The sequence below is a fragment of the Streptomyces sp. G7(2002) genome (genome assembly GCF_028870195.1).
Taxonomy (GTDB): Bacteria; Actinomycetota; Actinomycetes; order Streptomycetales; family Streptomycetaceae; genus Streptomyces; species Streptomyces nigrescens.
Genome location: NZ_CP102609.1, coordinates 5,937,401 through 5,950,831, shown reverse-complemented (window position 1 = coordinate 5,950,831; position 13,431 = coordinate 5,937,401). Strand labels below are relative to the sequence as shown.

The window sequence follows — 13,431 nt, the reverse complement described above, 5'->3', positions numbered from 1 at the left end:
GGTCAGAGGGGAAAAACCTTGAACCAGATCGAAATGCTTCACATTTCCTCGCTCGATGAACTCGAGCGGCAGGATTCGATCGAGATCCTGGATGTGCGTCGCGGAGAAATCAGCGAATCCTTTGAAGACCTTCTTCCGCTGGACGAGTTCAACAGGTCCTGGGAAGAAGTGACCCTTGACGACGATATCGTGGCGGAGAGTCTCCGATTCGATGAACTCGCCGTGTACTGGCAGACCAGGCCCCCACTGCCGGAGTTTTTCGGCGAGTACCGCCTGCCCCAGCCGTACGAGATCCTTGTGCAAGATCCTCAAGAAACCGACAACCTGCCGGGCCGTTCCCAGAAAGATTTCGTAGGGCAGCTCAGATACATCGATCACGCCTACCGGTCGACTTCAGGTTCGGTGACATACCTTCGAATGGCACCGAACACATCGCCTCTTGAAATCTGGCACCACGACCTTGTCATGACGGGTGGCGACCCCTACCCGTACGGCTTCGTCCAGCTTGACCTCACCTACCGCCAGTACATTGAGATGCTGCTGACCACCAAAGGTGTCAGAGGGTGGCAATACCTTTTCTCTGATGTCCCTTTCCGGAACAGCCCCATCGAGCACCTCGGCGACAACGTTCGGTTCATGCTGGAAAAGTTCCCCGAAATCTTCCCCGACCACGACTACACAGACCTCCAGCGCCGCTGGGAGGCCCGCCGGTGACCCGCTACGCCGACATCCCCAAGCCCATCCGTTCCGGCCTCGTCATCGTCGACCCCGAGCGGGGTACGCCCCAGCGCATCATCGTCCTTCAGTTCAATCCGGACACACTGGAGCGGTCCGTCGCGCCCCAGGCCGCCGGTGGGGAAGGCGGTGGGGGTGGCGGGGACAGCGGTGGTGACCGGAATGAGGCGCTTCGGCTCAAGGGGCCGGCGCAGGAGTCGTGGAAGTTCACCGCGGAGATCGATGCCACCGATCAGCTGGATGTGGCGGCGCCGAACGGGATTCATCCGCAGTTGGCCGTTCTGGAAATGCTGGTGCAGCCCACTACCGCGCAGTTGAGGGCCGCCTCGCATCTCAGCAAGAAGGGGACCATTGAGATCAGTCCCATCGAGACGCCGCTCACCCTTTTCACCTGGGGAAGCAAGCGGGTCATGCCGGTCCGGCTGACCGAGTTGTCCGTCAATGAGTCGGCGTTCGACGTCAATCTCAATCCGATCCGGGCCGCGCTCAGTATCGGGTTGAAGGTGCTGACGGTGAGTGATCTGCCGGCCGGGCACCGGGGGGCCGAGCTCTACCTCGCGCATCTGGCGCAGAAGGAGCAGTTGGCGCGGGCCGCGCAGGGCGGGAGTTTTGCGCAATTGGGGCTCGGGAGGGGGATCTGAGGCGTGATCGAGCCGTATGAGCGGGCGTTGGACGAGGTGCCGGGGGCGCATCCGTATGGGCGGAGCAGCCGGTACAGCGAGGTGGAGATCGGGGTGTACCGGTGCCGTGACGGCACCGAAGTCCGCTATGCCAAGCGGAGGTTGTTGCCCCGGCTCGATGATGCCGCCGAGGAGACGGCCGCGCACACCGTGAGCAGCGGTGAGCGGGCCGACCAGCTGGGGCAGCGGTATTTCGGGGATTCCGGGCAGTGGTGGCAGATCGCCGATGCCAATCCCACGCTCGATCCCCGGGAGTTGACGGATGAGCCCGGGGAGCGGATCGCCGTTCCGTTGCCGGGTGGGTTTCCGGGTGGCATGGGCGGGCCGGGTGTGCGGAATGGCTGATGAGCCCGTAGGGCGCGGTCCGGTCCATGTCTCGCTGTACATGGGGCCGAAGCTGGCCAGGCCGGTTCCGGCCGAGGTGACCGAGGCCCTGCTGTCCGCGCAGATCACGAGTACGGCGGGTGAGCGGAGCGGATTTCAGCTCGCCTTCGATCTCACCAAGAAGGGCGCCCTCATCGAGCGGTTGCTGCCGGAGGGGTTCTTCGATCCGAAGACGCGGGTGATTCTGGCGGTGTCGATCAAGGGGACCGCCTTTGTGCTGCTGGACGGCTTGATCGTCCGGCAGGAGGTGGGAGCCAGCAATCAGCCCGGCCGGACGACGCTCACCCTCACCGGGGAGGATCTGACGCTGCTGATGGATCTGGAGGAGCGGGCGGACCGCTATCCGAATCTGGCGCCCTCGCAGCGGGTCGAGCGGATTCTGGCGAAGTACGCGGATTACGGAATCGATGCGCGGATCATCCGGGAGCAGATTCCGCAGCCGCCACGGGAGCAGGTGCGGGTCGATTACCAGGTCGGCACCGATCTGCAGTATGTGAACGAGCTGGCCCGCGCCAATGGGTACACCTTCTATCTCGACCCCGGTCCGGTGCCGGGGCACTCGACCGCGTTCTGGGGGCCCGAACAGCGGCTGGGGCAGCGGCAGCACGCGCTGAACGTGAATATGGATGTGCATTCGACCGTTGACCAGCTGACGTTCGCTTACGACGGGACGGCGCGGGAAGAGCCGCAGGCGAGGGTGCAGGACCCGGTGACCCGGAATGCCCCGCTGCTCGCTCCGCCGGATATCGGTCCGCTGCGCCCGCCGCTCGGACGCCGGGCCTCACCGGCCCTCAAGCGCAGAACCCTGACCGGGACGGCGAAGAAGGACGAGGCGATGGCCCGGGCGGAGGCGCTGGGGCGGGCGGCGACCTCGGCGGACGCCATTTCGGGCTCGGGGCAGCTCGACGTCAACCGGCATGGATATGTGTTGCGGGCCCGGGAGTTGGTGGGGGTGCGCGGGGCCGGGGTGACCTACGACGGCGACTACTACGTGAAGAGTGTGACGACCAATCTGCGGCCGGGGTCGTACCAGCAGAACTTCACGCTCTCGCGTGAGGGGCTGATTGCGCGGAGCGGCACCGTTCGTCCGTGAATCCCGTCCGTAAGGAGAGAGAAACCGCTCATGGCTGGTGGACCGAACAACCGCTTTCTCGGCAAGTTCCGTGGCCGGGTGGTGGACAACAACGACCCGATGGGGACGGGGCGGCTGATCGTCCAGGTCCCGGATGTGCTCGGTGATGAGCCGTCCACGTGGGCGCTGCCGTGTTTCCCGTTCACCGGGCCGGAGGCGGGACAGGTGGTCGTGCCGTCGGCCGGGGCGGGTGTGTGGGTGGAATTCGAGCAGGGCGATCCCAGCTATCCGATCTGGACGGGGTGCTGGTACGGGCAGCGCGAAGAACTGCCCGAGGACGCGCGGGTCCAGCCGCCCGATTCCCGGCCCGTGGTCATTCAGACGCCGAAGAAGCACAAATTGGTGATGTCGGATGTGCCGAGTCGCGGGATTGTGCTGGAAGCGCCGGGCGGCGCTTACGTGAAGATCGATGCGACGGGTGTCCACATCAATAACGGGCAGGGCGCGTCGATTTCTCTGGTCGGGGATCGAGTCGACATCAACGAGGGCCGGTTGACCGTGCCCAAGAAGCGCTGAAGGGAACGGGGGACAGATGGCGAGCGGGAATCTCGTCCACGGCGGGGCCGTGATCAGCTGCCCGCACGGAGGCCGCGTGTTATCCACCGCGGCCGCCGGGGCGGGCGCAGGGGTGCGGATCGACGGCGCGCCCGTGGCCACCACCGCGGACCTCTTCACGGTCGGCGGGTGTCCGCACTCCGTCGGCGGCCGGCCGCAGCCCTGTACGAGCGTCCGCTGGACGCCGGCCGCGGGCGAGGACGCCGTACGGGCCGACGGGGTGCCGGTGCTGCTGGACACGACCGCGGCGATGTGTTTCAGCGCCGGGCCGGTGCCGCAGGGCCCGCCGGTCGTGGCGTCCGTCCAGCAAGGCCAGGGGGTGTCGAGCCGATGAAGGCGGTGCGGACGGTACGTACCGAGGTGGCCTTCCCGTTCCGGGTCGACCGGCGGGGGCGCACCGCGCATGCGGATCACGAGGCGCATGTGCGGGATCTGATCGAGCAGTTGCTGTTCACCGGCCCCGGCGAGCGGGTGATGCGGCCCGACTTCGGGTGCGGGCTGCTGGATCTCGTCTTCACCCCGAACAGTCCGGAGCTGGCATCCGCGGTGGAGCTCTCGGTCCAGGCCTCGCTGCAGCGCTGGCTGGGCGAGCTGATCGAGGTGGAGGCGCTGGACGTGGTGAGCGAGGACCAGGTCGTACGGGTGTATCTGCGCTATGTCGTGCGCTCCACCGCGAGCCGGCGTGACGACGTCTTCGAGGGGCGGGGCCAGGGATGACGGAACGGCGCGGCACGGCAGACGGGCCGGTGTGCCCCGCGGACGGGCGGCGCGGGCGGGTCAGGGCGGCGCGGCTCAACGGGATCGATGCGGTGGAGGTGGCCGATGACGGGGTGACGCTGACCGTCACCTTCCTCGGCAAGGCACCGCACGGGCTGTGCCCGGAGAACATCCGGATCGACGGCGGGCGGCGGATCACCGGTATCGGGGTGCGGGAGATCTCCGTCGAGCGGGAGGAGGACCCCGAGCTCGACGACCGGCTGCTGGTCGTCCTCGACCGGACCGGGGACACCTCGCGCTACCAGCTGTCCGTCGTGGAGACGGATGCGTACGGGCGGCCCGGCAGTACCCCGTACGAGGGCTTCGACCAGCGGTACTTCCGCGCAGAGTTCTCCTTTCACCCCCACTGCCCCAGTCCCTTCGACTGTGTGGACGAGGAGCCCGCGGACTGCCCGGGGACCTTCGGGCCCGCCCCGGTCACCGACTACACCGCGCGCGACTACGACACCCTGCGCCGGCTGGTCCTGGACCGGCTCCGGCTGACCACCCCCGACTGGGTGGAGCGCAACCCGGCCGACCTGGGGATGACGCTGGTCGAGCTGCTGGCGTACACCGCGGACCAGATCAGCTATCAGCAGGACGCGGTGGCCACCGAGGCGTATCTCGACACCGCCCGCCGCCGGGTGTCCGTCCGGCGGCACGTCCGGCTGATCGACTATCCGATGCACGACGGGTGCAGCGCACGGGCCCTGGTGACCGTGGAGCCGACCCGCGAACTCACCCTGTTTCCGGGGGAGTTCCGCTTCGCGGCCGTCGACATCAGGACGTACGGCCCGCGCGACCGGCCGGAGACCGGGACGGTCCTCGACGACCGGGATCTGGCCGTGCTCGACGAGCGCGGTGCGGTGGAGGTCTTCGAGCCGGTCGCCGGGGCGCCGCTCGTCGTACGGCCCGAGCACACCGCGATCCGCCTGTGGACCTGGGGCGGGGAGGTGTGCATGCTGCCGAAGGGCGCGACCTCGGCGACGCTGCGGGACGCATGGACGGATGAGGCGTGCGAGCGCCGTGCGCTCCGGCTGTCCCCCGGCGATCTGCTGCTGTTCGAAGAGGTCAAGGGGCCGCGTACCGGCACCCCCGGCGACCAGGACCCGGCGCACCGGCAGCCGGTCCGGCTGACCTCGGTCACCCCGGCCGTCGACCGGCTCGACGACCAGCCGGTGCTGGAGGTCACCTGGGCGCCGGAGGACGCGCTGGCCTTCCCGCTGTGTCTGTCGACGCGCGGCGGCCGCGACTGCGCACCGGTCGAGGACGTGAGTGTGGCGCGCGGCAATGTCGTGCTGGTCGACCACGGGCGGTCGCTGACCTTCGGTGCCGGGGCGGAGAGCGCCCCGGAGACCGTGACCGTGCCGCCCGACCCCGCCGTGCCCGGTTCCTGCGATCCGCCCGCCTTCGGCTGCGGCGACCGCAAGGACAGCGGCAATGCCCCGGCCCGGCTCATCGACGCCCTGCTGGAGAAGACCAGTTGCCACCGGGCGCTGACCGCCGACGACCTCCGTGAGCTGTGCACGGTCGTCGGCGCGGAGGCGACCGCCCGGGCCGGGCTCGGTCTGGAGCCGGCCGGGCAGCGGCGGACGGGGGCACCGTCCGGCGGGGAGAAGGTCGTACCCGGCACCGTGCACGCGCAGGCCGAGGCGCTGCGTACGCTCCTCGCGCAGTCCGTCTACCCGGGCCTCGTGCCCCGGTTCCGGCCCGTGCTGCCGCGCTCCCCCGTCGCCCGGACCGTGCCCTGTCCGCAGCCCGCGCAGGTGGCCGCGGGGCAGGCCGACCGGCTGGCGGGCCTACGGGAGCGGGTGCGGGCACGGCTGGTGGAGCTGTGGCGCAGTGCCCGGGACCACGACGGGCTGTCGGAGGCGGAGATCACCGAACTCACGGTGCTCTTCGGCCTCAAGGTCCTGGAGCGGCTGGAGCTGCGGCGGCATCCCGTACGGGCGCTGCGGGAGCTGCTGCACCGCGGGGACCGGCTGCTGGCCGCCAAGCTGCGGCGCCTGGAGGTGCTGACCGCGCGGGCCCGTGCGGGCACGGTGCTGGACGGGAGGATCGCCTGGGAGATCGCCCACAGCTGGGGCCCGGACCATGCGGTGGGGCTGCATCCGGACGAGCCGGTGCTGCACGGCCCGGCCGCCGCCCTGCTGCCCGACCCGCGCGCCGCGCTCCCCGCCGTACGCCTCCAGGACGGCGAGCACAGCTGGACCCCGCGCCGCGATCTGCTCGACAGCGGCCCCCGCGACCGGCACTTCGTCGGCGAGCTGGAGGACGACAGGCGGATCGCGCTGCGCTTCGGTGACGGACGGTACGGCGCCCGCCCCGCCCCCGGCAGCCGCTGGGAACTCCACTACCGGCTGGGCGGCGGCACGGCGGGCAATGTCGGCGCCGAGGCCATCAACCACCTGGTGCTGAGCCGGGATCCGGCGGCTTCGGACGCCGGGGAGCCGCTGCCGGTGGCGGGGGTGCGCAATCCGCTGCCCGCGGCCGGCGGGACCGGTCCTGAGCCGCTGGAGCAGGTGCGGCAGCTCGCACCGCTCGACCTCCGGCGGACCCGGCTGCGCGCCGTGACCGCGGCGGACTACGCGGAGCTGGCGGCCGCGCTCCCGGGCGTCGGCCGGGCGGCCGCGGAGATCCGCTGGACCGGCAGTGTGCAGGAGGCACATGTGGCCGTCGACGCGGCGGGGACCGGCGAGCCGGGCGCGCCGCTGCTGGAGTCCGTCGCCCAGGCGCTGGAGCGCTACCGGCGGATCGGGCACGACCTGGTCGTCGGGCCGGCCCGGACGGTGCCGCTGGACATCGCGATCGAGGTCTGCGCGGAACCGGGACATCAACACGGGCAGATCCTGGCCGAGTTGACGCGGGTGCTCGGCAACCGGCGGCTGTCCGGCGGACGAGTGGGCTTCTTCCACCCGGACGCGCTGACGTTCGGGGAGCCGGTCCGGCTGAGCCGGCTGACCGCGGTGGCCGCGGCCGTAGCGGGCGTGCGGAGCGTACGGGTGACCCGGCTGCAACGGCTGTCCCATCAGGACAACGGAGAACGGGAGGACGGTGTGCTGCGGATCGGCCCGCTGGAGATCGCCGTGTGCGACAACGACCCGGAGCGGCCGGAGAACGGCCGGCTGGTCATCGAACTCGGAGGTGCCCGATGAGTGCCTCCCGCTGTGGTTGCGGCTGCGGGGGCGGCAGCGACGAACGCCGCGCCCCGGACGCCCTCCACAACCCGCCGGGGCGTACGTCCCTGGACTACCGTGTCGGCGACTACGGCTCCTTCCTGGCCGCCATGCTCGACCGGCTCGCCTCCCCCGCGTACCCGGCGCTGCGCGGGCTGACCGTCCGCAGTCCGGACGACCCGGCGATCGGGCTGCTGGACGCCTGGGCGGTGCTGGGTGACGTCCTGACCTTCCACAGCGAGCGGATCGCCGACGAGGGCTATCTGCGGACCGCCCACGAGCACCGGTCACTGGCCCTGCTGGGGCGGCTGGTCGGGCACCGGCCACGGCCGGGGGTCGCGGCCGGCACCCACCTCGCGTACACCCTCGACCGTGACCCGCGGGCCGAGGATCTGCCGGTGGTCGTCCCGCGCGGCTCGCGCAACCACAGCGTGCCCGGCGCGTCCGGCGAGGAGTCGCAGACCTTCGAGACGGACGAGGACCTGACCGCCCGCTGGGCGTGGAACGAGCTGAAGGTCCGCCGGCGCCGCCCGGCCCTGCTCGTCGCCGAGGATCTGGCCCGGCGCGCGGAGGTGTTCGTCGCCGGGACGTCCACCTCCCTGCAGACCGGGGACCAGCTGCTCTTCGACTTCGGCAGCACACGGCTGCTGCTGCCGGTGGCGAAGGTACGCATCGACCGGGACGAGGACCTCACCGCGCTCGGGCTGCCGCAGTCCGCGCCGCCCACCCTCAAGGAGCTGGTCGACGAGCTGCGGCAGTGGATCACCGAACCGGCGGACGGCGGCGATCCGGACGACCCGGCCAAGGACCGCCCCACCCCCGCGACCCCCAACCCGCGGCCCGTCAGCAAGCTGATCGAGACCTTCGACCACCAGGTGCTGGCCCCGCTGCGCACGGACCTGGACGGGGCGGCCGGCAAGAATCCGGCGGCGTTCGCCGAGCGGCTCGCCGGACCGCATGAGCGGCTGGCCGAGGCGCAGGTGCTGGCCGCGCCGTACGAGGCGGTCGCGGCCTGGTTCGAGCAACTGGCGGCCGTGGTCGGGGAACTGCGGGAGCGGGCGGTGGACCTGGCGCCCGTACGGGCCGTACCGCCGGAGCCGCGGTCCTTCGCGGCGGGCGGCGGCCCCACCGCGGCCCTGCGGGCGCTCGACGCCGTCCTTCCCGCCCTCCGCACCGGGGTGGTGCGCCCACCGTCCGGCGCCCGGCCCCTCGCGAGCGGTCCCGGACCGGGCCCGGCTCCGGGCTCCGACCTGACCGCGCGGCTGCTGGCCGCGCTCGATCCACGGGTCGCCGACGGGATGTACGCGGCATGGCGGCAGGCGGCGCCGGAGGTGCCGTCGGCGCTGCGTGCGCTGCTGGCGATGCGGGTGACCGCCGCGCCCTTCGGGGCGACCGCGCCGCTCAAGCCCGTCCAGGACGACAAGGGCCGGGTCATCCGGCAGTCCGACTGGCCGCTCACCGGCGGGGTGCTGACCAGCATGCGGGTGGTGTTCGACACGGCCGGCAAGGTGCCGGTGAAGGCGGAGTTCCAGCACATCGAGACCGGCAGTTCGGTGCAGCGCACCGTGAATCTGCCGTCCGACGAGCCCTTCGACCTCGGCCCCGGCCGGATCGAGCTGTCCACCCGCACCGGCCCGGACCACGATCTGAGCTGGCTGGGCCGCCGCCCGTCGGACGCACAGGAGTCCGGGGTCACCGCCCGGCTGCTGTCCGGTCTGCCCGAGCGCACGCTGTCCGTGGCCCGCCCCGACGACGGGGGCCGGATCGCGGTCGCGGTGCGCAACGGCCGGACCGAGACCTGGCACCTCACACCGGGCGAGCAGCACCAGATCCGGCACGGCGAGTACGAGGTGACCGTACGCCGCACACCGGGCAGCGAACCGCCCGCCGTGGAGATCGGCATCGCGACGGTCCCGGAGGCCGCCAACCGCTCGGTGCTGCCGCTGGATTCGGTGCAGGACGGCATCACGGTCGGCAGCTGGGTCGCCATCCGGCGGCCCCGTAAGGGCGCGGACGGGCCGGACGGCATCCCGGGTGACCGGAAGCTGGCGTTCGTCACGACCCGGGTGACCGCGGTCCGTACCGCCGTGTACACCCAGTTCGGCATCACCGGGCGCGGTACCGAACTGACCCTGGCCGACCCCTGGCTGGACGAGCACGATGTGCTGCTCTCCGCGATCCGCGACACGACCGTGTACGCGGGCGGCGAGCCGCTGCGCATGGCGGACGAGCCGCTGGGCGAGGACGTGCACGGCAACGAGCTGGAGTTGGCCGAGCTGTATGACGGTCTGCTGCCCGGCCGTCGCCTCGTCGTCTCCGGCGAACGCACCGACATCCCGGGGCCGGCCGGGCTCCGCGGTACCGAACTCGCCGTGATCGCCGGGGTCGAGCAGCGGCTGGACCCCGACCTGCCGGGCGACCACGTCCACACGGTGCTCACGCTCACCGCGGACCTCGCCCACCGCTACCGCCGGGACACCGTCCGCATCCAGGGCAATGTCGTGCCTGCCACCCACGGCGAGAGCCGGGACGAGCCGATCGGCAGCGGCGATGCCGCGCGCGCCCACCAGACGTTCGCCCTCTGGCAGTCACCGCTGACCTGGCTGCCGGACGACAGTCCCCTGGGCGCCGCCCCGCAGTTGGAGGTGCGGGTCGACGGTCTGCTGTGGCACCCGGTGGACAGCCTCGCCGGGCGGGGGCCGCGGGAGCGCGTGTATGTACGGGGGACGGCGGGCGACGGCCGGACCACGGTGACCTTCGGCGACGGGGTCCACGGCGCCCGGCTGCCGAGCGGCCACGACAACGTCCGGGCCCGCTACCGGTTCGGCACCGGCCGGGCGGCGAATGTCGCGGCGCACCGGATCACCCAGGCGGTCTCCCGGCCGCTCGGGGTGACGGGGGTGACCAATCCGCAGCCCGCGAGCGGCGGTGCGGACGCGGACGGGCCGGGGCTGACCCGGCGCACCGTACCCCTGGCCGTCTCCGCGCTGGACCGGCTGGTCTCGCTCGCGGACTACGAGGACTTCGCCCGCTCCCGGGCCGGTATCGGCCGGGCGTCGGCCCGGGAACTCTTCGACGGGCGGCGGAAGGTGCTGCATGTGACGGTCGCGGGGGTGGACGACACCCCCCTCGCACCGGACGCGGAGGTGCTGCGGGCGCTGCGGTCCTCACTGGCCGAGTACGGCGATGCCCGGCTTCCGGTCCGGGTCGACGTCCGCGAACCGGTCCTCCTGCTGCTGAGGGCGAAGGTGAAGGTGGCGCCCGATCACTCCTGGCCGCTGGTCGAACCCCGGCTCCGGCGGGCGCTGTGGGCCCGGCTGGGCCCCGACGGGCGGGAGCTGGGGCAGTCCGCGCAGCTGTCGGAGGTGCTGGTGGCGGCCCACTCCGTGCCCGGTGTCGACCATGTGGACGTGGACGCCTTCACCGGCGTACCGGCGTCCGTCACCCCGTCCGAACTCGCCCGGCTGGCCGACCAGTTCGACGGCCCGCCCCGCTCCTCGGTGCCGGCCCGGTTCGCCACGTTCGACGAACGGGTCCACGAGGTCACCGCGGACGGCGGGGAGACGCTGACCGCGATCGCCGCCCGCTACGGCATCACCCTGGCCGCACTCCTGCGGCTGAACCCCGATATCACCGACACCCGGCCGCTGCCGAAGGGCCGCGCGGTATGCGTCTTCCGCGGCATCCGGCCGGCCCAGCTCGCCCTGTTCTCCCCGCAGGTCGCGGACACCCTGATCCTCACGGAGGTGACCCGATGAGTACCACCCGAGAGCCGGACGGGCTCGCGGAGCTGCTCCCGCAGTGGCACCGGCTGCGCGACGCGGAGCACGGCGAGCCGCTGCGGGCGCTGCTGGCGGTGATCGCCGAGCAGGTGGACCGGGTACGCGACGGGGTCGCCCAGCAGTACGACGACTGGTTCGTGGAGACCGCCGCCGCATGGGTCCTGCCGTACCTCGGCGACCTGGTGGGCTACCGTCCGCTGCCCGGCTACGAGCGGGTCCTGGCAACCGGGCTGCGGGACGGCGGGCTGCCGGACTCCTCCCGGCGGCGGCTGGCGGAGGCGCTGGCGCCGCGCCGCGACGTGGCGGCGACGGTCGGCAACCGGCGGCGCAAGGGCACCCTGCCCCTGCTGGAGGAGCTGTCGGAGTCGGTCGCGGGCTGGCCGGCCCGGGCGGTGGAGCTCTCCCGGCTGGTCGCCCATCAGCAGCCGGTGAAGCTGTACGGGGCGGGCACCGGGGCCGACGCCGCACGGCGGCGCGGGCGCGGCCGGCTGGTGGACGTACGGGACGGCGCGGAGCTGGACCTGGCCGGCGGGCCGTTCGGGACGGTGGCCCGCTCGGTGGATGTACGGCGGGCCAACTCACCGCGCAGGCAAGGTGGTTACACCCCTTCCGGTGTCGGGCTGTTCGTCTGGCGGCTGAAGCCGTACTCGGTGACCCGGGCGCCCGCGTACTGCATCGACCGGGCCCGCAACCTCTACACCTTCTCGATCCTTGGCAATGACACCCCGCTGCTGACCCGCCCGGAGCCGGAGCCGTCCGCGGCGCATATCGCCACCCTCGACAATGTGCCGGCCGTGATCCGCCGGCGGCAGCTGCACGACCGGCTCGCGGACTACTACGGGCCCGGGAAGAGCCTGGTGATCCGCCGGGACGGCCAGGAGGCGCCCGTCCCGCTGTCCGACATCGTCGTCGCCGACCTGAGCGACTGGCGCTACCGGCCGAAGCGCGGGCAGATCGCCGTCGACCCGGAGCTGGGCCGGATGGCGTTCGGTGCGCGCTCGGCGCCGCGGCAGGGCGTATGGGTGGACTACCACTACGGGTTCGGGGACGACCTGGGCGGCGGCGAGTATCCGCGGGAGCGGGCCACCGCGCCGGACGCCGCCGTCTATCAGGTCGGGCCGCACCGGCCGTTCCAGCGGATCATGGACGCCTACGCCGCCTGGCAGCACGACCGGCGGTCCGGGCGCTGCGGCCCGGACGGCATCATCGAGATCACCCACAGCGGCGCCTACCAGGAGCAGCTGGACTTCGATCTGGACCCCGGCGACCGGCTGGAGCTGCGCGCCGCCGAGGGCACCCGTCCCGTCATCCGGCTGCTCGACTGGTACAGCAACCGGCCGGACGCACTCAACATCCGGGCCCGGGAGGAGGATTGCGCCCCGGGCGACCGGCCGCGGATGGTGCTGGACGGGCTGCTGGTCACCGGCCGCGGCCTCCATGTCAGCGGCCCGATGGGCTCGTTGGTACTGCGGCACTGCACCCTGGTGCCGGGCTGGTCGCTGGAGCCGGAGTGCGCTCCGCACTCCCCCGAGGAGCCGAGCCTGGTGCTGGACCGGACGAGGGCCTGTGTCGAGATCGACCGCTGCATCCTGGGCACCATCGAGGTGGTCGGCGACGAGGTGAGCACCGATCCGCTGGAGGTCCATCTGCGCGACAGCATCCTCGACGCCACCGGGTCCACGCGCTCGGCGCTGTCCGCGCCGGACTGCCGGCATGCGCATGCGGTGCTGTCCGTGCACCGCAGCACGGTCATCGGCGAGGTGCACACACATGCGGTGCGGCTCGCCGAGAACAGCATCTTCACCGGGCAGCTGCGGGTGGCCCGCCGCGGCATCGGCTGTCTGCGGTTCAGCTACGTCCCGCCGGGGTCGCGCACCCCGCGCCGTCACCGCTGTCAGCCGGACCTGGCGGGCCCCGAAGGCGCGGAGCGGGTGCGGCCACAGCTGCGCGCCGAGCGCTACGGGACGCCGTGGTACGGGCAGTTGGCGGCGGGCCGTACGGACTCGATCCGGCGCGGTGCGGAGGACGGCGCCGAGATGGGCGCGTACCACGATCTCTACCAGCCGCAGCGCGAGGACAGCCTGCGGGCCCGGCTGGCGGAGTACACACCGGCGGGGAGCGACGCGGGGATCGTGTTCGTGACGTGAGCCCGCTGTTCTGTGACGTGAGCCCGCTGTTTCGTGACGTGAGCCCACCGCCCGTTCGCGGGGCGAACCGCCGGCCGTCCCCCC

General features: G+C 72.1%; 10 protein-coding genes. All 10 read left to right on the top strand.

The genetic code is table 11. The features are described from left to right. The first annotated feature begins 18 nt into the window (after positions 1-18). The 10 genes from NUT86_RS25305 (at position 19) to NUT86_RS25260 (ending at position 13,347) form a co-directional block, all read left to right on the top strand. Complete coding sequence (locus NUT86_RS25305; RefSeq protein WP_159486615.1) at positions 19-714, top strand: hypothetical protein; 696 nt, start codon at positions 19-21, stop codon at positions 712-714. Next, positions 711-1,376: a hypothetical protein gene (locus NUT86_RS25300; protein WP_148589579.1), complete on the top strand. Its 666-nt coding sequence runs from the start codon at positions 711-713 to the stop codon at positions 1,374-1,376. Before NUT86_RS25305 ends, NUT86_RS25300 begins: the two co-directional genes overlap by 4 nt. A 3-nt stretch (positions 1,377-1,379) precedes the next feature. After that, positions 1,380-1,760 (top strand): hypothetical protein, encoded by a 381-nt coding sequence (locus NUT86_RS25295; RefSeq protein ID WP_159486619.1) that lies wholly within the window; start codon positions 1,380-1,382, stop codon positions 1,758-1,760. Then, positions 1,753-2,892, top strand: coding sequence for a hypothetical protein (locus NUT86_RS25290; protein WP_148589578.1), 1,140 nt, complete (start codon positions 1,753-1,755; stop codon positions 2,890-2,892). Before NUT86_RS25295 ends, NUT86_RS25290 begins: the two co-directional genes overlap by 8 nt. Positions 2,893-2,922: 30 nt before the next feature. Continuing rightward, a complete protein-coding gene (locus tag NUT86_RS25285) occupies positions 2,923-3,447 on the top strand; it encodes a phage baseplate assembly protein V (RefSeq protein WP_018089567.1) in 525 nt (174 codons plus the stop codon). Positions 3,448-3,523: 76 nt separating this feature from the next. Then, a complete protein-coding gene (locus NUT86_RS25280) occupies positions 3,524-3,820 on the top strand; it encodes a hypothetical protein (protein ID WP_446750784.1) in 297 nt (98 codons plus the stop codon). After that, on the top strand, positions 3,817-4,203 hold the full coding sequence (locus NUT86_RS25275; protein WP_018089569.1) for a GPW/gp25 family protein: 387 nt from the start codon (positions 3,817-3,819) through the stop codon (positions 4,201-4,203). The genes NUT86_RS25280 and NUT86_RS25275 overlap by 4 nt, the downstream gene beginning before the upstream one ends. Next, a complete protein-coding gene (locus tag NUT86_RS25270) occupies positions 4,200-7,397 on the top strand; it encodes a putative baseplate assembly protein (RefSeq protein ID WP_274737717.1) in 3,198 nt (1,065 codons plus the stop codon). Before NUT86_RS25275 ends, NUT86_RS25270 begins: the two co-directional genes overlap by 4 nt. Then, positions 7,394-11,176, top strand: a complete 3,783-nt coding sequence (locus NUT86_RS25265; protein WP_274737716.1) for a putative baseplate assembly protein — start codon at positions 7,394-7,396, stop codon at positions 11,174-11,176. The genes NUT86_RS25270 and NUT86_RS25265 overlap by 4 nt, the downstream gene beginning before the upstream one ends. Then, entirely contained in the window at positions 11,173-13,347 is a 2,175-nt protein-coding gene (locus NUT86_RS25260; RefSeq protein ID WP_274737715.1) for a hypothetical protein, read from the top strand. Before NUT86_RS25265 ends, NUT86_RS25260 begins: the two co-directional genes overlap by 4 nt. Positions 13,348-13,431: the final 84 nt, after the last annotated feature.